The sequence below is a fragment of the Paenibacillus sp. ALE2 genome (assembly GCF_054113385.1).
In genome coordinates this window covers 1,926,787-1,948,117 of the sequence record NZ_CM134213.1, presented here as the reverse complement: position 1 = coordinate 1,948,117, position 21,331 = coordinate 1,926,787, and the positions used below count along the sequence as shown (strand labels likewise).

Annotated in this window: 22 protein-coding genes; 5 read left to right on the top strand and 17 right to left on the bottom strand. The window is 43.7% G+C overall.

Going from position 1 to position 21,331, the window contains the following annotated elements; genetic code table 11:
* Positions 1-4 precede the first annotated feature (4 nt).
* The 3 genes from ACXHJ1_RS08455 to ACXHJ1_RS08445 all read left to right on the top strand — a co-directional run bounded on the left by ACXHJ1_RS08455 (position 5) and on the right by ACXHJ1_RS08445 (position 2,316).
* Positions 5-856, top strand: a complete 852-nt coding sequence (locus tag ACXHJ1_RS08455; RefSeq protein ID WP_019688889.1) for a DUF4097 family beta strand repeat-containing protein — start codon at positions 5-7, stop codon at positions 854-856.
* 117 nt (positions 857-973) lie between these two features.
* On the top strand, positions 974-1,693 hold the full coding sequence (locus ACXHJ1_RS08450) for a 3-ketoacyl-ACP reductase (RefSeq protein ID WP_016822765.1): 720 nt from the start codon (positions 974-976) through the stop codon (positions 1,691-1,693).
* A 185-nt stretch (positions 1,694-1,878) separates the two neighbouring features.
* Positions 1,879-2,316, top strand: coding sequence for an AbrB/MazE/SpoVT family DNA-binding domain-containing protein (locus tag ACXHJ1_RS08445; protein ID WP_013373561.1), 438 nt, complete (start codon positions 1,879-1,881; stop codon positions 2,314-2,316).
* A gap of 69 nt (positions 2,317-2,385) precedes the next feature.
* Here the strand turns inward: ACXHJ1_RS08445 and ACXHJ1_RS08440 are convergent, their stop codons facing one another.
* The gene (locus tag ACXHJ1_RS08440) at positions 2,386-2,844 is read right to left on the bottom strand and encodes a hypothetical protein (RefSeq protein ID WP_457905942.1); all 459 of its coding nucleotides are present in this window, start codon (positions 2,842-2,844) and stop codon (positions 2,386-2,388) included.
* A gap of 121 nt (positions 2,845-2,965) precedes the next feature.
* Between ACXHJ1_RS08440 and ACXHJ1_RS08435 the strand changes: the two genes are divergently transcribed.
* A complete protein-coding gene (locus ACXHJ1_RS08435) occupies positions 2,966-3,127 on the top strand; it encodes a hypothetical protein (protein WP_162835285.1) in 162 nt (53 codons plus the stop codon).
* Positions 3,128-3,151: 24 nt separating this feature from the next.
* On the opposite strand, the gene ACXHJ1_RS08430 is transcribed toward ACXHJ1_RS08435, so the two are convergent.
* From ACXHJ1_RS08430 to ACXHJ1_RS08380, 11 genes are all read right to left on the bottom strand, one after another.
* The gene (locus ACXHJ1_RS08430) at positions 3,152-4,261 is read right to left on the bottom strand and encodes a nitric oxide synthase oxygenase (protein WP_457905941.1); all 1,110 of its coding nucleotides are present in this window, start codon (positions 4,259-4,261) and stop codon (positions 3,152-3,154) included.
* Positions 4,262-4,411: 150 nt separating this feature from the next.
* Positions 4,412-4,888 (bottom strand): Dps family protein, encoded by a 477-nt coding sequence (locus ACXHJ1_RS08425; RefSeq protein ID WP_017428614.1) that lies wholly within the window; start codon positions 4,886-4,888, stop codon positions 4,412-4,414.
* Positions 4,889-5,242: 354 nt separating this feature from the next.
* A complete protein-coding gene (locus tag ACXHJ1_RS08420) occupies positions 5,243-6,964 on the bottom strand; it encodes an adenine deaminase C-terminal domain-containing protein (protein ID WP_457905940.1) in 1,722 nt (573 codons plus the stop codon).
* A gap of 28 nt (positions 6,965-6,992) precedes the next feature.
* Positions 6,993-8,051 (bottom strand): ABC transporter ATP-binding protein, encoded by a 1,059-nt coding sequence (locus ACXHJ1_RS08415; protein ID WP_457905939.1) that lies wholly within the window; start codon positions 8,049-8,051, stop codon positions 6,993-6,995.
* Between the two features lie 16 nt (positions 8,052-8,067).
* The gene (locus ACXHJ1_RS08410; RefSeq protein WP_013312456.1) at positions 8,068-8,856 is read right to left on the bottom strand and encodes an ABC transporter permease; all 789 of its coding nucleotides are present in this window, start codon (positions 8,854-8,856) and stop codon (positions 8,068-8,070) included.
* A gap of 6 nt (positions 8,857-8,862) precedes the next feature.
* A complete protein-coding gene (locus ACXHJ1_RS08405) occupies positions 8,863-9,684 on the bottom strand; it encodes an ABC transporter permease (protein ID WP_167437891.1) in 822 nt (273 codons plus the stop codon).
* A 27-nt stretch (positions 9,685-9,711) separates the two neighbouring features.
* The gene (locus ACXHJ1_RS08400) at positions 9,712-10,641 is read right to left on the bottom strand and encodes a nucleoside hydrolase (RefSeq protein ID WP_016822758.1); all 930 of its coding nucleotides are present in this window, start codon (positions 10,639-10,641) and stop codon (positions 9,712-9,714) included.
* Positions 10,641-11,714: an ABC transporter substrate-binding protein gene (locus tag ACXHJ1_RS08395; RefSeq protein ID WP_457905938.1), complete on the bottom strand. Its 1,074-nt coding sequence runs from the start codon at positions 11,712-11,714 to the stop codon at positions 10,641-10,643. Before ACXHJ1_RS08395 ends, ACXHJ1_RS08400 begins: the two co-directional genes overlap by 1 nt.
* A gap of 174 nt (positions 11,715-11,888) precedes the next feature.
* Positions 11,889-12,233 (bottom strand): hypothetical protein, encoded by a 345-nt coding sequence (locus ACXHJ1_RS08390; protein WP_013373571.1) that lies wholly within the window; start codon positions 12,231-12,233, stop codon positions 11,889-11,891.
* Between the two features lie 493 nt (positions 12,234-12,726).
* Entirely contained in the window at positions 12,727-13,023 is a 297-nt protein-coding gene (locus ACXHJ1_RS08385; RefSeq protein WP_017428620.1) for a WXG100 family type VII secretion target, read from the bottom strand.
* A 39-nt stretch (positions 13,024-13,062) separates the two neighbouring features.
* Positions 13,063-14,523 (bottom strand): lipase family protein, encoded by a 1,461-nt coding sequence (locus ACXHJ1_RS08380; RefSeq protein WP_457905937.1) that lies wholly within the window; start codon positions 14,521-14,523, stop codon positions 13,063-13,065.
* An 80-nt stretch (positions 14,524-14,603) separates the two neighbouring features.
* On the opposite strand from ACXHJ1_RS08380, the gene ACXHJ1_RS08375 reads away from it, so the two are divergent.
* The gene (locus tag ACXHJ1_RS08375; protein ID WP_016822754.1) at positions 14,604-14,951 is read left to right on the top strand and encodes a hypothetical protein; all 348 of its coding nucleotides are present in this window, start codon (positions 14,604-14,606) and stop codon (positions 14,949-14,951) included.
* Between the two features lie 251 nt (positions 14,952-15,202).
* On the opposite strand, the gene ACXHJ1_RS08370 is transcribed toward ACXHJ1_RS08375, so the two are convergent.
* The 5 genes from ACXHJ1_RS08370 to ACXHJ1_RS08350 are packed head-to-tail and all read right to left on the bottom strand — an operon-like array spanning position 15,203 to position 21,329.
* A complete protein-coding gene (locus ACXHJ1_RS08370) occupies positions 15,203-15,349 on the bottom strand; it encodes a hypothetical protein (RefSeq protein WP_290402513.1) in 147 nt (48 codons plus the stop codon).
* Positions 15,350-15,376: 27 nt separating this feature from the next.
* A complete protein-coding gene (locus ACXHJ1_RS08365; protein WP_457905936.1) occupies positions 15,377-16,771 on the bottom strand; it encodes a hypothetical protein in 1,395 nt (464 codons plus the stop codon).
* 21 nt (positions 16,772-16,792) lie between these two features.
* On the bottom strand, positions 16,793-18,820 hold the full coding sequence (locus ACXHJ1_RS08360) for a DUF4163 domain-containing protein (RefSeq protein WP_457905935.1): 2,028 nt from the start codon (positions 18,818-18,820) through the stop codon (positions 16,793-16,795).
* 17 nt (positions 18,821-18,837) lie between these two features.
* The gene (locus ACXHJ1_RS08355; protein WP_457905934.1) at positions 18,838-19,914 is read right to left on the bottom strand and encodes a hypothetical protein; all 1,077 of its coding nucleotides are present in this window, start codon (positions 19,912-19,914) and stop codon (positions 18,838-18,840) included.
* 41 nt (positions 19,915-19,955) lie between these two features.
* Positions 19,956-21,329 (bottom strand): N-acetylglucosaminidase, encoded by a 1,374-nt coding sequence (locus ACXHJ1_RS08350; RefSeq protein WP_102997480.1) that lies wholly within the window; start codon positions 21,327-21,329, stop codon positions 19,956-19,958.
* Between the last annotated feature and the right edge of the window lie 2 nt (positions 21,330-21,331).

Sequence of the window (21,331 nt, the reverse complement as noted above, 5' to 3'; positions counted from 1 at the left end):
CAACATGAATAAAATGTGGTTTATTGCAGCTGGATTGTGCATTGTCATCGGTGTAGCCGGAATGGTGGTCTACGGTGCTCCATGGAATCAACAAGTAATGAAAGAAACAACAGCTATAAATAAAAAATGGACATTCACACGTGGTCAGCTTCAAAACCTGAAAGTGGACAGTTCTGATGATGTTTCTATTTTGTTCACTCCTGGCTCTGGCGACCAAGGTACGATACGCATCAGCGGAGAAGTTCAGACAAAAGTAGCCGACCAGATTCATAATGCCCGAATTGAGAACGGTAAGCTTACCATTCAATCGAAGCCGGCCCCTTCCTTGTCATTCTTTTCGTTTACCCCTGATTTGGATCAAACGATTACTGTAGAGATGCCTGCTGGGGAAACACTAGCTGATCTGCAGGTAGATACACATTCAGGAAATGTAAAACTTCAAGATGCCTCCGTGGAGAATACTTCTATTACTGCTACCTCAGGCACTGCCGAGATTACAAACCTCCGAAGTACCCACCTGATCGCAAATCTAACATCCGGTAACTTTATAGCCAATCAGCTTACAGCAGATATGGAGCTAAAGCTTACTTCAGGAGATGTCACCATCCGCGATTATAGCGGTAACGGCCTTCTATCCCTAACCTCAGGGGAATCTAATATTACGCAACGCACCGTATCCAACTTGGAAGTGAATTCTGATTCCGGTGATGTAAATATTAAGCAGGCTCTCGATTTTAAAGGTGTCTATAATGTCCACTCTGACTCTGGAAGCATAAACACTCCCGAATCTGTTCCCGGCGCCGCGAGCGTGATCAAGGTCGAAACCACTTCAGGGGATATTGATATTTCCAAATAGGAGGCTACTACATAATGTCTCATCAGGCGAAGTTTGGTTCAAGGGGTTTAACCTAGTATAATGTAACCATGTGCTCAGATGCACAACCACGTTATATAGTGATAAGGAGGAGACTGGATGGAACTTAAAAACAAAACAGCCATTATTACAGGAGCCAGCAAAGGAATTGGTAAGGCAATTGCCGAGACCTTGGCCAAGGAAGGCGTTAATCTGGGGTTAATCTCACGCACATTGACCGACCTACAAAAGCTGCAGGATTCACTGGGAAGTACATACGGTGTGAAAGTGGTGAGTGCTGTTGCAGATATATCGGATCGTACACAGGCCGCTGCTGCTGTAGCTTCACTGGAGCATGAGCTGGGTGCCGTCGATATTTTGATCAACAATGCAGGCATCGCCACCTTCGGCACAGTCGCAGATATGGACCCCGAAGAGTGGGAACGTATTATTCGCGTAAACCTGATGGGAACCTATTATGTTACACACGCCGCTCTTCCAAGCATGCTGGCACAACAGAGCGGAAATATTATTAACATTTCCTCCACAGCAGGGGAACGAGGTTTTGCAACAGGCTCGGCATATTGCGCATCCAAATTTGCTTTGATGGGCTTCACGGAAGCACTGATGCAGGAAGTTCGCAAATCCAATATTCGGGTAACCGCGCTGACTCCAAGCACGGTCAATACAGAATTGGCGGTAAATGCGGGATTGAATATTGGTGACGAAGACCGCATGCTTCAGCCGCAGGATTTGGCCGATCTGACATTAGCTGCATTGAAGCTGCCGCCACGGGTTCAATTAAAAGTAGCCGGCATTTGGACAACCAACCCACAGTAATTCGACATGACATCTTAGATTCATTGGCTGCACCAAGCTCCGGCAGACGTAATTGTTCGTCATGCCGGAGCTTTTTTTAGGATAGCTATACCAAAACAAACTGTAATATAAGCGCTTTGTACTTCCAGCATACATAACATACAATTCCAGCAACCATAAGCGCATTCCAAGAAAGGGGAAAAATGATGAAGAATACAGGAATGACACGACCACTAGACCATTTGGGACGCATTGTGCTACCCAAAGAACTGCGCACTTCTATGAATATTAATATTGGAGATGCTCTCGATTTTTTTATTACACCAGAGGGACTGATGATTCGCAAGTATACGGGGGTTTCTTGTTATTTTTGTGGTGCCGTTGATCATTTAAGCTATTTCAGAGATCATCTGATATGCAAGAGTTGTATTGAGAACCTGAAGAGCGATAATCCCTCCAGTCATTTGAGTGAAGCACGTCCTGTCCAGCCGAAGAAAAGAAGGAGCTACAGAAATCAGAATGAGCTCCTGAATAAACTTAAGCAGCTCATGGAGGAATACCCTAATGTCTCTCAAAAAGAATTAGCCGAAATGCTGGAATTGTCTCAAGGTCGCGTCTCACAGCTTAAAAAGCTGCTCCTTTGAATCTATCCGTTCACCTCGTTTGTTAAAAATAATAAAAAAAGAGCCTGTCGGCTCTGGAATCATTCATTATTACGCAATGTCAGACTGCTCCATAATCGGGACTCGATAGGCAAGCAGGGACTCGTCTATTACGGCAGAAATAAACGATGCTTCTATTTCAGGCACCAGTCTAAGCGCATAGTTCCATGCGTTTTCCTCAATTTGCAGCGCAAGCAGTTGCCGGGTCCCGATCATGTTCTCTTGCTCCATTGCATCGGAGAGACCCTCTAATTCAGTATCGGCGGCGTGCCCGATCTCATGCGCAAGCACAACCGTAAAATACTCCTCAACTCGATCCGCGCTGCCGAACATCTGTAAACATTGTGTTTCAATAACATCCGTATACATGGTAATGGCGTGAGCATGCATAGCATATTTGCCCCCAATCAGCCGTCCACCAGGAAAACGTTTCTCCAGCTTCACTGTTACGCCTATAGCAGCCCGTTCCAAAAGCTCAGCGACAATGCACTCTGCCTGATTTCTCTCCAACTCAGCTTCGCTCCTCAAACCAAGATATATAAAGTTATATTTACGATATAACTTATGAAATTATGAATGTACTCATACAATACACAGTACGATATTATACCTTTTTACAAAGGAGAATACCATGCCAGAAGATTATTATCTAGGCTGGGGAACACTTGCCCTTATTAATGCCGGCTTGGCACAATCCAAAAATCGGAGCAGGCTTAACTGGTTTGCGCTCTCACTACTTATAGGGCCGATCGCGACCCTATTGATCGTTGTATGGGATAAACCGGAGTCCTGATCCAGCAATTAGTCTCCCGTTAGGTTAACCAGAATGAAAAGGACAACCTTGCGGCTTTTCCTGAACTCCAAAATTCGGCTTCACAAGCCGATTATCGTAAGAACTATGAAAAATATGTGTGGTTGCTGGGGATAATGGTGGGATCAACCACGTCCAATTACCTGTCAGTGCGCGGCCAGCCTTGGCTTCCCGTTCCTCAAACAACTTAAATTGGGCCGCTGCGGTATGATGGTCGACAATGCTGACTCCTGCTTTTTTAAAAGAATGCAGCACAGCAATGTTCAACTCCACCAGCGCCCGATCACGCCATAGCGTTGTTTCACTCGTCGTATCCAGCCCCATCAGTTTTGCCACCTGTGGCAACATATTATAACGGAAGGTATCCGCAAAATTACGGGCACCGATTTCTGTCCCCATATACCAGCCGTTAAACGGAGCTGCTGTATAGATGATACCGCCAATCTCCAGTGTCATATCCGAAATCATAGGCACAGCATACCAGCGCAATCCAAGAGTGGCTATACAAGAGAGTTCTGGATGCTCAATAGGCACCTCCATCACCAAATGTTCAGGAATATCAAAGAGCTTGGGAGGCTGACCCCCCGCTTCCACAACCAGCGGCAATACATCAAAAGCAGTCATCGCTCCTTGCCACCCCATATCCCTACAAGCATTGGTGAAATCCACCGAGATTGGATCCCCGATGACCCCTTGAGCCGTTTCATATCCAGCGTAACGAATGAGTTGATGGTTCCAGATACGAATATTCGGCTGTCCCGGCTGGGAGGCGCGAAATACAGTAAGCGTTGGCTTAATTTTACCGCCGTTTGTTCCTATACGGATATGCTCCAATAGCTCGTGAACTACTTGCGTCGCATCTGACGCTCCACGTGCATCCCTGACCAATAGCTTGTCCCAAAACAATCGACCGATACAACGATTGCTATTCCGCCAAGCCATAAGTGCCCCGTGTTCCAGCTCTTCGTAAGTATGATCGTATGTTCCAGTAGTCTCTATGTCGTGACGAATATGAAGAAGCCGGGCTTCCGCATCATCGCGGCTTCGACCCAGCTCCTCATAACATGTATATATAAACTGCTCCGCTTCATGCAAAAGCTGTTGTTTCACTTCCATAACCTACACCCCATCCCGGCAGCTCACTTCCTTATGAGCCTGTGGTCTTCCATGCTTCTTTGTCATTATACTCCAGTAGCAGGCCGGAACCAACGGGATGTATATCTTGTTCACCTGATCTCCATATCCGTGGAAAACACTCCCAGAAACTTATCCCAGATATGCGCTAAGCATCCAGATATGTTTATCCATTTCTTCTCTCAAGCCATTCAGAAGATCCTCTGTCGCTTTGTCCTGTGCCGCTTCTGCCGCTTCCATACCATTAGCCAGTTCAACAGTAATCGTTTTAAAATCGGCTACAACGGACTTCACCATATCTTCAGCTGTTTGCTCGCCTGCGGACTCCTGAATAGCTGACAGTTGCAAATGCTCCTTCAAGGTCGCAGCAGGACGGCCGCCAATAGCCAACAAACGTTCAGCAATCGTATCTAGATTAGCTGTTGCTTCATTGTAAAGCTCCTCGAATTTAGCATGTAGTGTGAAGAATTTAGGTCCTTTTACATACCAGTGGAAATAATGCAGTTTTGTGTACAATACAGACCAAGTAGCCACGTGTCGGTTCAATGCCTTGTGCAGTTCTTGAATTGCCTCTTGTGTAGGTGCGTTCGTATGATTTAATGTACTCATGTGTAAAATCCCCTCTCGTTATGATTCATCGTATAGTTGAGTGATGCTTGATACTCGCTAGCAGTAGTGTCTGATTTTCTTCTAAATCCCATGCGTAAACCTAAAAAATAATTAGCGATTAATTTAGACTTAATCTAAATCCTGTTTTAATTATAACACTATGTTAGTGTTTTTCAAGCACTTTATTAGAGTTTAATCATGAAGATTATGTGAAGTTGCCAATTGATTAATATTCATCAAGTACTCCCAACGCATCATAAATAGGTTACAACAATAAGCCTCTACAAGATGTTAATTTTGTCTGCTGAATAATGAAAAGAGCCGACCCGCAATGGATCAGCTCTACTTTTATTCTTATACTTCAGAAGGTTCCACGATTAAGGATACAACTTTGCCTGCATTTACATCAATCAAGCCGTGATCGGTAATTTTCAAAGCCGGGCTAACTGGCAAAGAATGAGTACTGAGCGACATGATTGGATTGTAATGGCGATAGCCCAGCGACAGTAAGGCTGAACGCAGTTCCTTCACATGGGCAGCAACCATTTCTAGTGGTCCTTCTGTTAAAATTCCGCCCACCGTTAACGGTAAATGGGACAGCACCTTGCCATTTTCAACTACGCAAAAGCCCCCTTGGCTGGATAAAACCGTATTCGCGGCCAATATCATATCTTGCTTGTTATGCCCCACGACCAACAAGTTATGGTTATCGTGCGAATAGGTGGTTGCCACTGCCCCGCGTTTAATCGTATCTCCCCCGATCAAACCGTAAGCACGGTTGCCGTTCTTGCCATACCGCTCAAACGTAGCAATGAGTCCATGTTCACCATGTTCCCATACCAGTTCACCCTGCTCTACTTGTGCAGGTGCAATCCGTTCGCTTGTAAAAGTAGATCCATCCTTGACCATCATAATACGGCATGGATGTGCGCCATCAGCTACATCCAACTTTACAGTAAAGTCCTGCTCCGTAAGCGGATTGAGCTTCACACTTTGATAAAAGTGGGCGGGAAAGCAACTTTTTACCGGTGCCTGATGGTATTCCTCGAATTTATCGAATACCTTGAGTCCGTCCTTATAGACTTGCTCTACATCAAATTGCTCCAGATCCGATAGCAGCACGAAGTCGGCTATTTTCCCTGGCGCAATGGTCCCGCGGTCATGCATACGCATCCGGGCAGCAGGAGTATACGTCGCTGCATAAATCGCATCCTCAGGCTTCATTCCCATCCCGATCGCTTTACTTACGATGTGGTTCAGATGCCCTCGCTCTGCGAAAGAGTCCGGCATCACATCATCCGTTACGAAGCAAAAATGTTGTGCCACGTCTTCCTGAATGAGATAGTCCATCACCTCAGGGGTCATGGATTTTTCCTGAATCTCAATAAACATTCCGGCGGCCATTCTTGCTTTCATACCTTCAATGCTTTGGTGGGTATGGTCTGAGCCTATTCCTGCATAGATCAACTGATGCAGATCCAGATCAAGCAACTGCGGCGTATGGCCTTCAATGATCAGCTCTGGGTAGTTTTCACGAACGTGGCGTAAGATGCGGTTCGTCTTGCTCTCCGGATCACGAATAACATCCACATAATTCATAATTTCACCCAGACAGATCATCTCACCTGTTTGCAACAAAGCATCAATTTCAGGGATGTCAATTTCACCCCCTGAGGTTTCCAAAGGCGTCGCTGGAACAGAGCTAGGAATCCCGTAAAACATATCAGCCACGCAATCTTTGCTGGCCTCCATCATTTCCTGAATGCCTTCCAGTCCGAAAACATTCGCCATTTCGTGCGGTTCTGGTACAATCGTCGTGACCCCATTGCGAATGAGTCCATAGGAAAAGGTTGCTGGTGTCACCATTGTGCTTTCGATATGCAGATGGATGTCGATTAGGCCGGGAATCATATATTTCCCGTGCCCCTCCACAATTTCAGCAGCCTCAAAAGACTCCAGACCGCGCTGACCGATATACATAAACTTGCCGTCAAGTATAGCCACATTGCCTTCCTCGAACGTCTTGTAGTAACTGTTATACACCTTAACTTGTAAAATCATTTTGTCTGCACGCATGATGTATCTCCTTCATCGAACCCGCTGATTATTGGACCAGCACCATTTTGTCTGCCGGAAAATGCAGGGTAACCCGTTGACCACTCAAGTAAGGCGTATCCATTTCCTGATTAGCCGTAAAGTTTCCTTTCGCTGTCTCTACCACATACTGATAGCTGCGTCCTAGGTACGTACTTACCTTAATGACACCGGGAAGCTCATTTTCTCCTGTCTCGTTGCCTTCTGTTCGAATGACCAAATCATCCGGGCGAATAGCGCCTTGGCGAGCACCCGGTTGGACTGTACCCTGATTACGCACTATGCTAAACGAAAGGTCGCCTGTATTCAGTCGAATACGTTCCCCTTCTTCAGTGCGCTCGTCAAAGCTTAGAAAATTATTAAACCCAATAAAGCGGGCGACAAATTCGGTCGTCGGATATTTAAAAATGGTCGATGGAGCATCTAATTGCTCGATGTTCCCCTTATTCATAATCGCAACCTGGTCAGAAATCGAAAAACATTCCTCCTGATCGTGCGATACATATACGGTAGTGATGCCCAGTTCCTGTTGAATACGGCGGATTTCTACGCGCATATTCACACGCAGGTTAGCATCTAAGTTACTCAGAGGTTCATCAAACAACAGCAGATCGGGTTCAATTACAAGCGCTCGTGCAATCGCCACACGTTGACGCTGCCCGCCTGATAATTCGCCGGGGAAACGTTTTTCAAATCCCCCCAAGCTAACCGTATCCAGCATAGTCATAACGCGTCGTTTTACATCATCTTCTTTTACTTTACGCAAGCGTAAACCAAAGGATACATTATCAAAAACTGACAAATGCGGGAAAAGCGCATAACTTTGAAATACAAAACCGAAGTTCCGTTTATTCACTGGAACCCGGGTATAATCCTTATCACCAAACAGAAATGTTCCTTGTTTAGCTTCGAGAAATCCTGCAATAAGACGAAGTGTAGTCGTTTTGCCACAACCACTCGGTCCGAGCAACGAGAGCAATTGCCCCCGTTCGAGCTGCAAATCGAAATCCTGCAAGATCAGTTGGTTATCATAAGCGACCGAGACGCGATCCAGAGTAAGCAGTGCCATAAGGTTGAAGCCTCCATTACCTTTTAGTGAAGTAAGACAATCCCATCAGTCGTTCAATCAAGAACATCAGGATACCCGTTAAAATCATCAGCATAACCGAGATCGCTGCAATCGTCGGGTCAAAGTAATTCTCGACGTAAGTCAGCATTTGAATAGGCAGGGTGCTGAAGCCCGGTCCTGTCATGAAGACGGAAATGTCGACATTGTTGAATGATTCCAGAAAGGCAATCAGGATAGCCGCAATAATACCTGAGCGGATGTTGGGTAGAACCACCTTGAAAAAGGTTTCCAGCCGTCCAGCTCCCAAACTAAGCGCTGCTTCCTCAATCGCAAAATCAAAGTTAGACAAACTGGATGCAATGACTCTAATAATGAACGGCAGCATAATCACCGTATGCCCGATCAAAAGTCCAGCGTATACCGGCAAATGGTACACAATGATCAAATAACGCAGCAGTGTAAAACCAAGCACAATACCTGGTATAAGTAACGGGGAAAGGAACAAGGCATTCAGCGCATCCTTCCCGCGAAAGGAAAACCGACTAAGTGCATAAGCGGCTGGCATACCGATTAACAACGCCAAGATATTGCCCAGCAGAGAGACGACAATCGACGTTTTGAACGTAGACATAAACAAATCCACTTCAAAAATATTTTCATACCAGCGCAAGGAAAAGCCCTGCGGAGGAAATTTTAATACCGTGCCCGGCTCGAAAGAAGTGACCGATATGATCAACAGCGGACCGAGCAGAAAGATGAAGACCAGCAGGCTAAAGAAGCCTAGTCCGTAATGTTTCTCCCGCATATCCACCTACCCCTTCGGATTGAGTTTATGGGCCGCCTTATTTAAGAGACCGACCACGATAAATGTAATAGCAATCATAATTGTTGCGATAACAGAAGCTAAAAACCAGTCGTTAAGCGTCATCGCATTTTGATACAAAAATGTAGCGATAACCCGCTGTTTTCCTCCCAGCAGTGCTGGGGTCGTATAAGCCGTCAGGCTGCCTACGAAAACAAGAATGCTTCCAATGATCAGACCCGGAACAGACAGCGGGAATACAATTTTACGAAATGCGCTGAATCTGGAAGCTCCAAGACTCTGAGCAGCATGGACAAGATCACCGTCGATATTTTCAAGCACACCAATTAGTGAAATAATCATCAGCGGCAAAAACAAATGGACCAGACCAATAATCATCGCTGCCGGGGTGTATAAAATATTCAGCGGCTCATCCACGAGTCCTAAACTCATTAGCACGTTGTTTAATAACCCCTTGCGACCCAAAATGACCATCCAGCTGAATGATCGCACCACCGGACTAGTCAACAAGGGGAAGATAGCCAGCGCCAGCAAAATCCCTTTACGACGCGGGGCCTTTCGTGAAATATAGTAAGCCGTCGGAAAACCGAGCAATACGCATACGAGAGTCGTTACGACACTGACCTCCAGCGTAGTTAGCAATATTTTCAGAAAATAAGGGTCCTTGAAGAAATGGAGATAGCCTTCTAAGGTGAATGAGCTGTTCTGTACGAAGGTCGAACCGATCGTCAACACAATCGGAATGACCATGAACACCGCCAGAAAGAGCAAACCTGGCAGCAGCAGCCAATACAAGTATGTTTTCTTCATGGGTAGCTCCTTGCGGTTATCAAAATGTTATTCCTTGTTCAGCACCTGGATAAACAGTTCCAGAAAAGCTTCGCTGTCCACCTGTTCGCACACAGTCATATTGGGACTATGATTGAGGCGGTTCTGCACATCGCCTACCGTTTGTCCGTCACATATGCGACTGGAGGTTTCCACGTCGACATATAACAGCGAGGTATCAACTATCCTCGAATTCAATGCCACACCTACGGCAAGCGGGTCATGAAGCGCACACGCTTTTACGCCGTTGCGTTCTTCATAACGCTTGGTATACACGGCCGTGCTTTCAGCTACATAATTACGAATCTCTGGACGGGTCAGACGAGCAATATGATCGGCAGTCAGCAGCGCCTTCCGTGTTACATCCAGCCCCACTTGTATCAATCGTCCAAATCCTGCGTGAAATACGATCCGTGCGGCTTCAGGATCCGCATACATGTTATACTCCGCTACAGGTGTGATATTGCCGCATCCGTGAATAACGCCGCCCATAAAAATGACCTCATGGACGTGATCCGTCAGATCGGGACACTTCAGCAGTGCCAACGCCAGATTGGTGAGCGGTCCGGTGCAAACCAGCGTTACTTCCCCCGAGTGAGCCATCACAGTCTCAATGATAATATCTGGTGCGAAACCTTCGGATGCAGAGATGGCTGGGACTATTCCGCTCAATGCGCCTCCGATGCCGTCTTCTCCATGAACACGGTGCTCGTGCAGGCCTTTGCGAATTAATGGAGCCTCTGCCCCCCGATAGACCGGAATATCCGGTCTATCCAGCAGGTTGAGGATTTTGCATGTATTCAGTGTTGCTTGCTTAAGTGAAACATTACCGCATACTGTAGTAATCGCTTGGATATCCAGCTGACCACTTTTGGCCGCAAGTAAAATACCCAACGCATCATCAATGCCTGTATCTACATCTAATATGATCTTTTTCATTATTGTGCAACTTCCCGGTTCCAGCGATCTGTCCATGCCTTGATATGATCGTTAACGAATTTCATATCCAGCTTGGTCAGCTTATTCACTACATCTGCACCGTACGTAATTCCCTCTGTATCCGCACCAGACAGTACCACCTGTGTGTTCACCGGAGAATCAACCTTTGCTTTGGCCGACTTTTCTTGAACTTCCTTGCTCAGCTGCCAGTTGATAAATTCCTCAGCCAGTTCCCTCTGATCAGACCCTTTTACTACATTAACTGTGTTCATTACTGCGTAGGCACCCTCGTTAGGAGCCACGAATTTCGCCCCTGGCACAGCTGCCTGCAAATCTTTGAAGTACATTTCCATAATCGGACCGCCCGCAATTTCCTGCTGGCTAAACATGTTTACGAACTCAGACGTTTTACTATAAAACTTAACAATATTCGGACTCAGCTCTTTCAGTTTCCCAAAGGCTTGGTCTTCATTAAATTCCTTGCTACCCGCTACCTTGGAGGCCGCATCCACCATCATCGGCCCAGCCGTTGCCGTAATATTCGGCAGAGTCACGTTTCCTTTGAATTCAGTGCCCCACAGATCAGCCCAGGAGGTCACATCTTTTTTCACCAGCTCCGGATTATAGGCAATACCGAGGCGTCCAACTGTATAAGCAGGTCCATATTCCTCACCCAGCGGTGCTTTGGCAATATCATAAATTTGGTTCAAGTTCGGCACTTTACTGCGATCCAACTTCTCGAATAGCCCTTGTTGAATCCCCTGTTGGGCATAATAATCAGACAGATAAATCAGATCGACATCCGTGCTGCCTTGACTGATTTTGTTCAATCGCTCCGCATTATTTCCGATTTCTACAACAATATCAACGTTATGCTCCTTTTCAAAAGGCGCGTACACTTCTTTATTAAAAAAGTCCTCGGAGAAGCCCCATGTGGAAATAACTAGTTTCTTTTTCCCATCAGCTGAGCCATCTTTTCCATCTGCCTGACCACCAGTAGCATTGCTGCCGCAACCTGCCAGTACCACAGATGCCAAGGTCACAGCCATAAATCCTTTAAACCACTTTTTCATATGAAACTCCCCCTGTTTTTTATTCTGCACACCTTATGACACAAAAAAGAAAAGTACTCTTGTAAAACAAGAATACTTTTCTTCGTAAACAAAGAATAAGTTGATCCCGCTGCGCGTTATAACAGGTTCTCCCCTCAGATAGATCCGAAGCGAAAAGCCGAATATCCAATTTTATTAGGATTCTTTCAGTATGATGTTCGTAATGGCCCACTGCGTTGCTGAATCATAATCGCGCAGTAAAGCTTCTATATCGAGCTCCATATCCTCAATCAGCTTCTCGCGAAGTCTCTTCTTGTACAGCATGGACATTCGGAAATCCACTTCCAGCTTCAAGCCGGGGGCTTCCACTTCCAATGCCGCCGAGCGTGGAGAACGCCGGTGCTTCGCTACAAAGGTAACAATGTTGTTCTCAACGGTGGCCCGCAACAGCGTGGTCCCGAAGCCGAACAGTTCCTTTGAAACTTCATTGTAAATCTGGCACATCCGCTTCTTGCTTTCGTTACTGTCGAGCAGCGTCATGAACCCACCCTCATCAGCATATTACGTACAATCAATCTTTCAACACGATAGATTATACATAAATATGCGATAAATAGCAAACTAAAATCCCTGATTCAATAGTATACATCGCGAAAAAGCGAACAATATGTCGAACTTTGTAGCTTTAGAACATTTTTTACACTTACCGACTTCAAAAATCTCGGTTTAGATCCATCCTACCAAAGGGCTGATAACAACGAAAGGAAATAAATAGCTATTTCCATTGATCAGATGAAACTTACATTAACTGTAGCCCGTACAACAATGCTCCAAAATAACAGCAACTTCAAGCTACAGACTCCAAAGATGCTATTTTCGCATTTCGGGAGATGTTTTTTTCTTCTACTATATATGTAGTTTTTATGTACACACCATTAAACCGTACCCCGCAGAAGTCCCCTAGCGATAGTACGGTTCTTTTAAGTTATGTAGCTGGCACAACAACATAAAGTTAGCTATGATATACGCCTAATCACCATTGTGCTGCTCGTTTGCGCTTTTCTTCCCGCCGATCAGCTTCTTCCATTTTGCGAATATAACGTTTCAACTGCTCTTTATGCTCATCCAACTCGTGTATTCGTAATGTGGTTCCTTGGAGGAACGCCTCCATTTTGCGTGTTAATTCAGCAGCTGATTCACCCCGCCAGTCTTGCAGACGACTATATATAGTTTTCATCTGTTGCTCCTGATGCTGAAGTCTTTGCTTTAGCTGCTCGCACTGCTGTACAGCCCTCCGCAGATCCCCCAGGCTCAAAGATATTCTGCTCATCTCTTTCGCCTCCCGTTGTGTTCTTCCAGCTGCTCTTTCTTATTGATCCACCATCGTAAATTCCTGGCCCTTGCGATCGATGTACTCTGCTATCTCTGTAATCGATTCCTGATACCAACGATTAATTCGATCCAGTGTCGCCGTAGCACTATGCGCAAGCGGGGTCAAAGACTGACTTTCACTTGTTCCGATATGAGCCTGAAATAACTGAATGGACGCACGGGTATCACTAGAAAATCCATGCAAGCTAGAGCGCATCTGATTAGCCGCATGCTTTAGCTCTTCAGGTGTTAATTGAATTGTACCCCCATTTTTGTTGCCTACAAAATAAGCTCCACCATTAGCGCGGCCATTTTGTTGGCCTGCTCCCATCAAATTCACACCTAGGGCATTAGCAGCAAACTGACCGAAGGCACCCAGTTGTCCACCGTAGCGTTCGACCAAATCGCCCATGACTTGCTTGAGCTCTGCCTGCGCAGCCAGCATTTGCTCGTACGCTTGGACCCGCGGATTTCCTTCTACCAATTGTCCATCCATGGTGTACAACAGATTGCTAATATTTCCACTCCCATCAAATGTGAAATGATCCATGCTATGCGTCGCTTCACCCAATACCGAATTATAGAACTTGGTAATTGCATCTTGCTGCATCATAGGCAACGTGATTGGGACATAAACAATGGGAGTCCATTTGGGTCCCAAAAAAAAGTTGGCCCACTTATTTTCTCTTTTGACTGGTAATGAAACAGGAACAGTGATTTTGGCTTCATTAGCCGTCTTATAATCATTGTCTATAAAGTAGGTTGCACCCACATGTGGCTGTGCATCATTAACTCCCGAACCAATAGTATCTTTCGGGTTGACATAAGCGACATTCGTCTTTCGAAAATCTCCATTTTCTACCTTCTTTTGAAGATCATCCGGTAATAGATGTACAATGCTTGGTGGATTATAACTGACGGATGTCAGTCCATTCCGCACCGCCACATATTCTGCCTCCGCTCCTCCTAAAGAATGGCCTGTGGTCGTTATCTCAGCAGAGGGATACTCTTTTTTTACAACATCATATAGATTTTGAGCTTGTGTAAATTGATTATTCTGATACTTTTCCTCATATTGAAGAAATGCAGTTTGCACTTGTGGTGGGAGTTTAGCCACCTCTTCCTTATTATTTTCATAATAATGATGGACTTCTTCCAACGTTTTCGCACGTCCTCCGACAACATCGCTGAAATCCGTTCCCCAGTCCATCGCTACGCTCCACTTGGGCCGATCCGGAGGTTCTGTTCCCCTGTAACCGATGATCACCTGATTGGTTTTTTCGTTATGGAACACCGTCGCATCGAATCCAGAACCGTTTGTGTCATGCAGCATAGCACCTTCAGGTTCAACAATCTTCCAGTCAGGAAGAATTCTGCTTTTAGCATCTTTAGCAGTCAAATCCCGGTCATACACTCTATCTGCAATGGTCCAATATGTTTTGTCGTTAATGTAGGTCAAGTTATTCCCACCTTGTCTATTGTGTAAATATATTATAGAGTTATGAAAAAAGGTGATTACCAGAAAAGGAGAATTGTAACTTGAACAGAAAAATCCAACTGATTCTGGCACTTATTTTAATTATTATGTATTTAGGAGGTTGTTCCAGCTTGTCCGACAAAGAGAAAAAAGAATTAGTAGACGTCGCCACTCCGATCGGCGTGGAATTTATTAAAGAACACTATAATGCTGATTTCATACTAAAAGATTATGTTGTGGACGATCCGGCTATCCACTCAAGAATATATCTGTATGGGTACATTAAAGGTCACGAAGACAGCAAAATTACTATTTATTACAGTTATAAAACCAAAGAAGTAATCGACGTCTCTGGGCCAGATTGGTTTATCGACAGCGAAGTTCCCAAATACAAGACCCCTTCTTCCTGAGAAGGGCTATTATAAATGTTAACGTCTAATTTTTCCCAAATTAAGAAGTAGTATAATTATAGTGCATCCTATTTACGAGTGATATAGTCAAGAGGAAAAATAAGTATAAAGTCATTGGATTCAGTATTTCTGGTCATAGTACATAGTTTATGCGGAATAGGTCTTTGTAACTGTATGTTAGGTGAAAGTTGCACAGATGAACATAGAAATAAGGCTCCTAAGGAGCCTTATTTACTCGTTGCCTGACTTATTTAACGTTTTTCACTTTGAGCGAGAGGTTGATTTATATAAATAAAAGGATATTCGCCTTTTCTTATTTTACGTTTCCATTCTTGAACCATATCTTCCTGGGTCGGCGTTTTCTCATTCACGATTGCTCCTGTAGTTACTTTAGCCATGCTTTTCCCCTCCCTTGGTGGTTTTATTTACTGCGTCTTTATCTTTTCTCCAGTCATTTTGATGTTTCCGTCCATTTCGACCAAACTCGTTTTACATTTTAAACCGATGGCATCTTTGGCTGTGACTTGTATGGTGTTACCCGCATTGAGTACTAGGTTTCCATCAGCCTTAACACGGATGTCCTTTTTACTCCGCAATTCGATGCCATGGTCATCTAGCAGTCGAATCACTACTTCATCGTCGTTCCCCGTGATTAAAATTTCATTTTTCTCAAATATAATGGCTTTGCGGTACTTGGTCATAAAGATCTTCGTGGACGGGTCCTTAATAAAGTCGCCCCCTTTGGATCTCTTGCGGATTGAATGAGTTACGATGGCGTCCTTTTCTTTAGCGGTCGGAAAGTAAATGTCTACAAAGTCAAACAACTCCGGCATACAGTACCATCCTGTATTTCCTTCCGATGTATAAAATGTAGCCGTTGGAAAAGCGTAGGTTTCCTTTACGTTCGGCTTGACCTTGTCCATTTCGTAAAAGAAAACCTTCACATGATCCTGATCGATTCCAATGACCTTGGACTTCAACGAGATGCCACGAATGCTCTCATTTACAATCAAATCCTGCTTCATTCCATCCGCTGTAGTCAGCACATACTCATGCCACAAAGCACTATGACGTATAAACGCCACAGACTGCAGGACGTATAAAGTTTTCCCTTTAAATTTAACCTCAGCCCCAATTTGCAGTAGGACATCTTTGGCTCCTGTCGTTTGCACTTTATAATACAAAAGGTTGTCGTCCTTGCCGGAACCTGGTTTGGTTTTTCTGGTCATGGAGTAGTTATACTGTTCCAGCTCGCCTTGATTCACACCATCCGGTAATCCAAAATAAAACTGAGGTTTTTCTCCAATCGGATCAGGTATCAGTCCCCAACCGAGTCGAGACGCTATACGCTTCAAAAACGACCAGTCTGTTTCATCGAATTGCATCGTAAATTCCTGTAAAAGCTGATCTTTTAAGCGGCTCGTACAATTGGCTTTGGGATAGGATTTGAGCACATGTTCGAGCAATACTTGCAGCTTCATCTTTACATTTTGAAAAGTTTGTCTATGAAGCACTTCATCCAGCTGGCTTGTATAGGATAGAGCTTCGACGACCAAATGGGCTACATTGGACACCAACTTGATTCTAAACTGCGCGACTAATCCTCGAAATAATACAATCTGTTTATGATCATCATTCACATAAGATACAACTAACTTCGCCCCTGCTTCCATATGATCTGTATATTCTTCCATTTGGGCACCCGTTAACACACCTGTCAAAAAGACTTTCACATGCTCATTCATTTTCTGTACAACTTTAACTTTCGGGTTTTTAAGAGATAAAACCGTCCCGTTATATTTGATGATTGGATATCCCATGTTACCGCTCCCTTTTGTCGGTTAGTTTACGTTAATCCGTTGTTTGCTTACGTATTGAACAACATCTTGAATGGTTTGATTATGTCCCTGATCGTTAAGAGTCTCATCTAATGCAGGGATCGTGGTAAAGGTTTTATTTGTTTTCTGAAAATAAATATCCGCTATAGGGAATTCATCAACTCTACCAGGCCCATGAATCCCGTTGTCAACATCGGCAATGATGATAACATCCTTCAATCCATCCTTATTCACATCCTTGAAGGCCACTGCTTCTACTCCTCCGTAACGTGCAACCCACTCACGGTTCCCGTAGAAATTGGGGAATGGATATAGAATATGTTCTTGGTCATCCAGTAGGAAGAAAAAGAATTTACGAAAACCTTCTGGATACCCATATGTGGATACAAAACGTACTTTTCCAAAGCCTTCGAGAGTAGTTTGAAAAGACTGCGACTCTTCAATTTCATATTGGTCGGTATCCAATTTTTCACCGCCAACTGTGGAAACAGACTGATCCTCAACAGAACTTAGCTCACTCCATAGTTCTTTATTCTGCCTGATATTCTCTGGAATTTGTGCAAAATGAATTTCATACTCCGCATGGTCCCCTACTACATGAGCCATAGGTACACTCATCCCCAACGAATCATTTGTGAGATAACTAAACGATTCCATTTCTACTTCCGCAAGCGAACCTTTGGTTACATCTGCGTTTGCTAACAATTGCATCAAATCATCTTTTGTGAAATCACCGATTAATCCTTGTTGCTCCGGCTGAACAGCTGTAATCTTCCCGCTTTTTATAAGCTCAATAAAAGGTTTCTCGACCTTTACCAGATCCCTCAATCTTATTCTTGAAGCCTGCTTCATATCCAGGTTCGTCGTATAAAACATATGAGTAGGATAGGCTGCGTCCTTCACATAACGAATACCCTTATATTGAACGCTCAAGAATCGTTCACTTTGTCGTTTGATCTCATAATCAATTTCGACATGGACTCCAGAATTGGAATCCGCATAGTCGTGTAATCCTCCTAAAGCTTCGGTCTTAAGAATTTGGTTTAAAGATTTTTGCTTTGCAATATCCTTGAGTTTTGTAATTTGAGGGTATTTAATCACGATCCCATTTTTGGAATACTTCTCTCGAGTGAGCTCATAGCTTTGCGGTTCACCATGGGTATTCGAGGCGATGCTATATTCGGAATCAATACGGACTTCTCCACTTTTGGAGAACTCAATGATAAGGTTTTGTTCAGAAAAATCACTGTTTATTAAGAAACCATCACCGTGGTCTAAAACCTCGATACTCATGCTATCATGTTGTCGATTCTCAATAATAATAGGCCCATTCATATCCTTGTTCAGTTCCCACGCATCCGGGAGCTTCATCTTACCTACATCTATACTTTTCTGCATCCACTTTTGTCCAGACAACTCCCACAAATCAACAAATACGGGGTCTGGATGATATATGGAAACATGTCCCCCTAAACACAACTGTATTCCTTGGTCTGAATCTCGAACCACAAAGTCTGTAGTCAATTCTGGCCCGCCATCCTCAATCATCTGGGCGTGTACAAGTTGCTTCGAACTCCACCACTGAATAAATGTGTATTTATCTCCGATCGTACCTGTCAGCGTTTTAGGTGCTCTATAATTCATAACCCTAACGTTTAGCTGCACACTTTTTAAATGAAACGATTTTGTTAAGATAGTGAAATTGTTATCGAATTTTTCTACTAATTCTCCATCCTTCATCTCTACACTTTCTGGCTCGTTTAACAACAAATTAAGTTCCTGTGTGAACTCCTCAAGCTTGTTTTGTCTGATATCAGAATCCTTATTCTCATCGTTGACTATACGAAGTTTTTGAACTAACGCATCCAACATTTTTGAATAAGAAATCGTTTTAACGTCATTTTGGAGAGAAAGTGTATGATTTGTTTCTGTTGCTGGAGAATCCTGTCCCTTCATGCATCCATTCAGCACTACACAGGAAATGAATAATAACAGCACATAACAAATTCGCACATACTTCAAGTAACTCATGCTGGAGATCACGCTTTCTACAATTTATCGTTCATCTCTATACTCATAATCTTCCACTTGCCTGACTGCTTTTCTAACGTAAACGTAATTTCCTTTTTCGCTCTTTCTTCTAATGAATTATCTTTTACCAAAATTTTTTTTCGGTTATCATCGCTACTAACCTCATTAATACTCAGTTCCAACACCGGGTAAGATAAATATGCTAAACCGGATAAATCGACAGCATCCTCAAAATCATACGTTTGCCTTGCTGCCGGATCAGTGAGCTGGTCCATTTCAGAAAAAGGTAAATCAAACCGCTTCATAAGATAATCAACTTCCAAGTAGTTCAGTATCACAGCCTTAGGATCGCTTGGATATACAAACTTTTTACTTTTATTTGTATAGAAAATCTCCTTTTTTTCAGGCCCTGTTCCATCATATTTTTGATAGACCACGATGGTATGCTCCTGAGTGTCGCTAAACTCGTAATAATCTACACTTTCAAAGACACCGTCATGATCGGTATCCTTTAACGTCCGAATCCCTTGTCCTGTAGCATTAGGAAAATCAGAATTTATATTTTTAATATGGTTATTTTCCAAGGCATATATAGAGAATCCTTCGGCCTCATCCACTTCGCTAGTGGAATATACAACTATAAATTTTTGATCTGTTTGATCCAGCTTCATGATTTTCATGTCTGTATTAAGATGTGCAACCATAACTGGGTCCTCTAATTTACCAATGATGTGATAGCCAGCATCCTCCCGGACTACAAATATGTTGTCAATCCCCCCTTTTTCTAATCCAAAAGCAAGCACATATTCCGGCTTTCCATCACGGTCCAAATCTTCTTTTAATACTTTTTGAAGCTGCTCATTTGGGGGTTGAATTTTTTTTATAAACTGATCTAAGGTGTTAGAATCTTGCACATTAGTTTTCCCAGTATCCTCCACAGTAACTTTACTAGTACCTTCCGTTATCTCAGGACTAACAACAGTTGATGTAGATGGTTTAGGAGCGATACTTTTTACCTCGGCCTCTTTATTCACACCACAACCACTAAGAATTAAAACAACTAAAACGAGTGCAAATAACTTATCACTAATCACACTTTCCCTTCTTTCAAAATGCCTATTTTATACTAGCTTGATTACCTTGATGAAGCCTGTGTAGGTTCAGGACAAGCCGTTGCAGGCATATTCTTATATACGGGTATTCTAAAAGTAAGAGGTGCATCTACGGTTTTAAGACCCTTGGAAAAGCGATCCGATTTTACATAAGCATCCATAATATTCGTGGCATACTGCTTACTAACAGTTCCGTTACTCCTAAAGGAATTTACATTCCACTTTAAGCTATAAAGCGTATCTTGCCCTGTTTGAATATAATTCCTATAAATCCATTTACCTCCGCCAATTATTGCACTATCGACAGAATTCCAATTCTCTGACTTAGCTTTTTTTGCACCATTTTTGAGCGCACTCCCATCGTTTGCGCCAATGCCATACATATTGTACCATCCGATATATCCCGGAACCTGTCCCTTACCTAAAGTTGAAGTTCCGCCTCCTGATTCAACCATAGCTTTTGCTGCTAAAAATACTGCACTCGCTTCATTGCCACCTGCCTTTAAGAATACATCCCCTTTATTAGCCAAGCTCTTGCTTAGCACTTTATTAACAGCTTCTTTATTTTGGGTGTTCTTATCATACTTTCCCGACAAAAATTGAAATACACGAGACTCAGTCAAAAAATTACGCGGGTCTAAAAAATATGAAACTGCCTTAGGAGAAGCAGCGTTATATCCTCTATCATATTTGAACTTAGGGTCTCTCCAAGATGGTGAATATCCATATTTGTCTACTTCCGTACACACCAGTCCATTTTTCATTTCTGCCTTGAGAAAACTATTAAAATCTACATTCGTTTCTTCTGCTATAAAGCGCCAAGAAGGATGCTGCTTGTGTAATTTTAATAGAGCTGGCCTGTATGATTCCGGAAATTTAGCAAGCTCAGCTTCAAAGCTATCATTTCCTGATTTATCAGGAGGTGCTTGTTCAGTTTTAGAACCATCCTTTGATTTATTGGTAACTGGTTCTTTTGGTGGCTCTTTAATACTAGTATCAATCAGCCCCAACTTCTCTCGAATGGCTCGTCCCGCCTTCTCAGCAGCTAACTTTTCCCTGATATCTCCGCTTGCCTCCGCAGTCATCCAACGAACGGTTTCTTTTTGCATCTGTTCTTGAGCCCACTTGGGGAATGTGGCCATTTCACGTAATTTGCTTCGCAGCCCCTCTGCTAGCTTTTGTGCTTTACGCATGCCAACCTCATCACCGTTGGCTTGAGCAATGTACCAGTCCTCTTTGTATTTACGCAGCCAGGACTGGGCCCAGTCGGGGTAATTCAGTTTCTGTTTCTTCTGTTCTGCCACCAGATCAAAAGCCTGTGCTTTTCTGCGTGCATTAGCGGTTGTTAAAGCTTTCAACATAGGGGTTGCACCAAACGTTGGCTCTTTCCATTTCATAG

Bases quoted from the DNA above. Each gene is read 5' to 3' on its own strand.
- ACXHJ1_RS08455 (WP_019688889.1), top strand. From the start codon at position 5: ATGAATAAAATGTGGTTTATTGCAGCTGGATTGTGCATTGTCATCGGT.
- ACXHJ1_RS08450 (WP_016822765.1), top strand. From the start codon at position 974: ATGGAACTTAAAAACAAAACAGCCATTATTACAGGAGCCAGCAAAGGA.
- ACXHJ1_RS08445 (WP_013373561.1), top strand. From the start codon at position 1,879: ATGAAGAATACAGGAATGACACGACCACTAGACCATTTGGGACGCATT.
- ACXHJ1_RS08435 (WP_162835285.1), top strand. From the start codon at position 2,966: ATGCCAGAAGATTATTATCTAGGCTGGGGAACACTTGCCCTTATTAAT.
- ACXHJ1_RS08430 (WP_457905941.1), bottom strand. From the start codon at position 4,261: ATGGAAGTGAAACAACAGCTTTTGCATGAAGCGGAGCAGTTTATATAT.
- ACXHJ1_RS08425 (WP_017428614.1), bottom strand. From the start codon at position 4,888: ATGAGTACATTAAATCATACGAACGCACCTACACAAGAGGCAATTCAA.
- ACXHJ1_RS08420 (WP_457905940.1), bottom strand. From the start codon at position 6,964: ATGCGTGCAGACAAAATGATTTTACAAGTTAAGGTGTATAACAGTTAC.
- ACXHJ1_RS08415 (WP_457905939.1), bottom strand. From the start codon at position 8,051: ATGGCACTGCTTACTCTGGATCGCGTCTCGGTCGCTTATGATAACCAA.
- ACXHJ1_RS08410 (WP_013312456.1), bottom strand. From the start codon at position 8,856: ATGCGGGAGAAACATTACGGACTAGGCTTCTTTAGCCTGCTGGTCTTC.
- ACXHJ1_RS08405 (WP_167437891.1), bottom strand. From the start codon at position 9,684: ATGAAGAAAACATACTTGTATTGGCTGCTGCTGCCAGGTTTGCTCTTT.
- ACXHJ1_RS08400 (WP_016822758.1), bottom strand. From the start codon at position 10,641: ATGAAAAAGATCATATTAGATGTAGATACAGGCATTGATGATGCGTTG.
- ACXHJ1_RS08395 (WP_457905938.1), bottom strand. From the start codon at position 11,714: ATGAAAAAGTGGTTTAAAGGATTTATGGCTGTGACCTTGGCATCTGTG.
- ACXHJ1_RS08390 (WP_013373571.1), bottom strand. From the start codon at position 12,233: ATGACGCTGCTCGACAGTAACGAAAGCAAGAAGCGGATGTGCCAGATT.
- ACXHJ1_RS08385 (WP_017428620.1), bottom strand. From the start codon at position 13,023: ATGAGCAGAATATCTTTGAGCCTGGGGGATCTGCGGAGGGCTGTACAG.
- ACXHJ1_RS08370 (WP_290402513.1), bottom strand. From the start codon at position 15,349: ATGGCTAAAGTAACTACAGGAGCAATCGTGAATGAGAAAACGCCGACC.
- ACXHJ1_RS08365 (WP_457905936.1), bottom strand. From the start codon at position 16,771: ATGGGATATCCAATCATCAAATATAACGGGACGGTTTTATCTCTTAAA.
- ACXHJ1_RS08360 (WP_457905935.1), bottom strand. From the start codon at position 18,820: ATGAGTTACTTGAAGTATGTGCGAATTTGTTATGTGCTGTTATTATTC.
- ACXHJ1_RS08350 (WP_102997480.1), bottom strand. From the start codon at position 21,329: ATGAAATGGAAAGAGCCAACGTTTGGTGCAACCCCTATGTTGAAAGCT.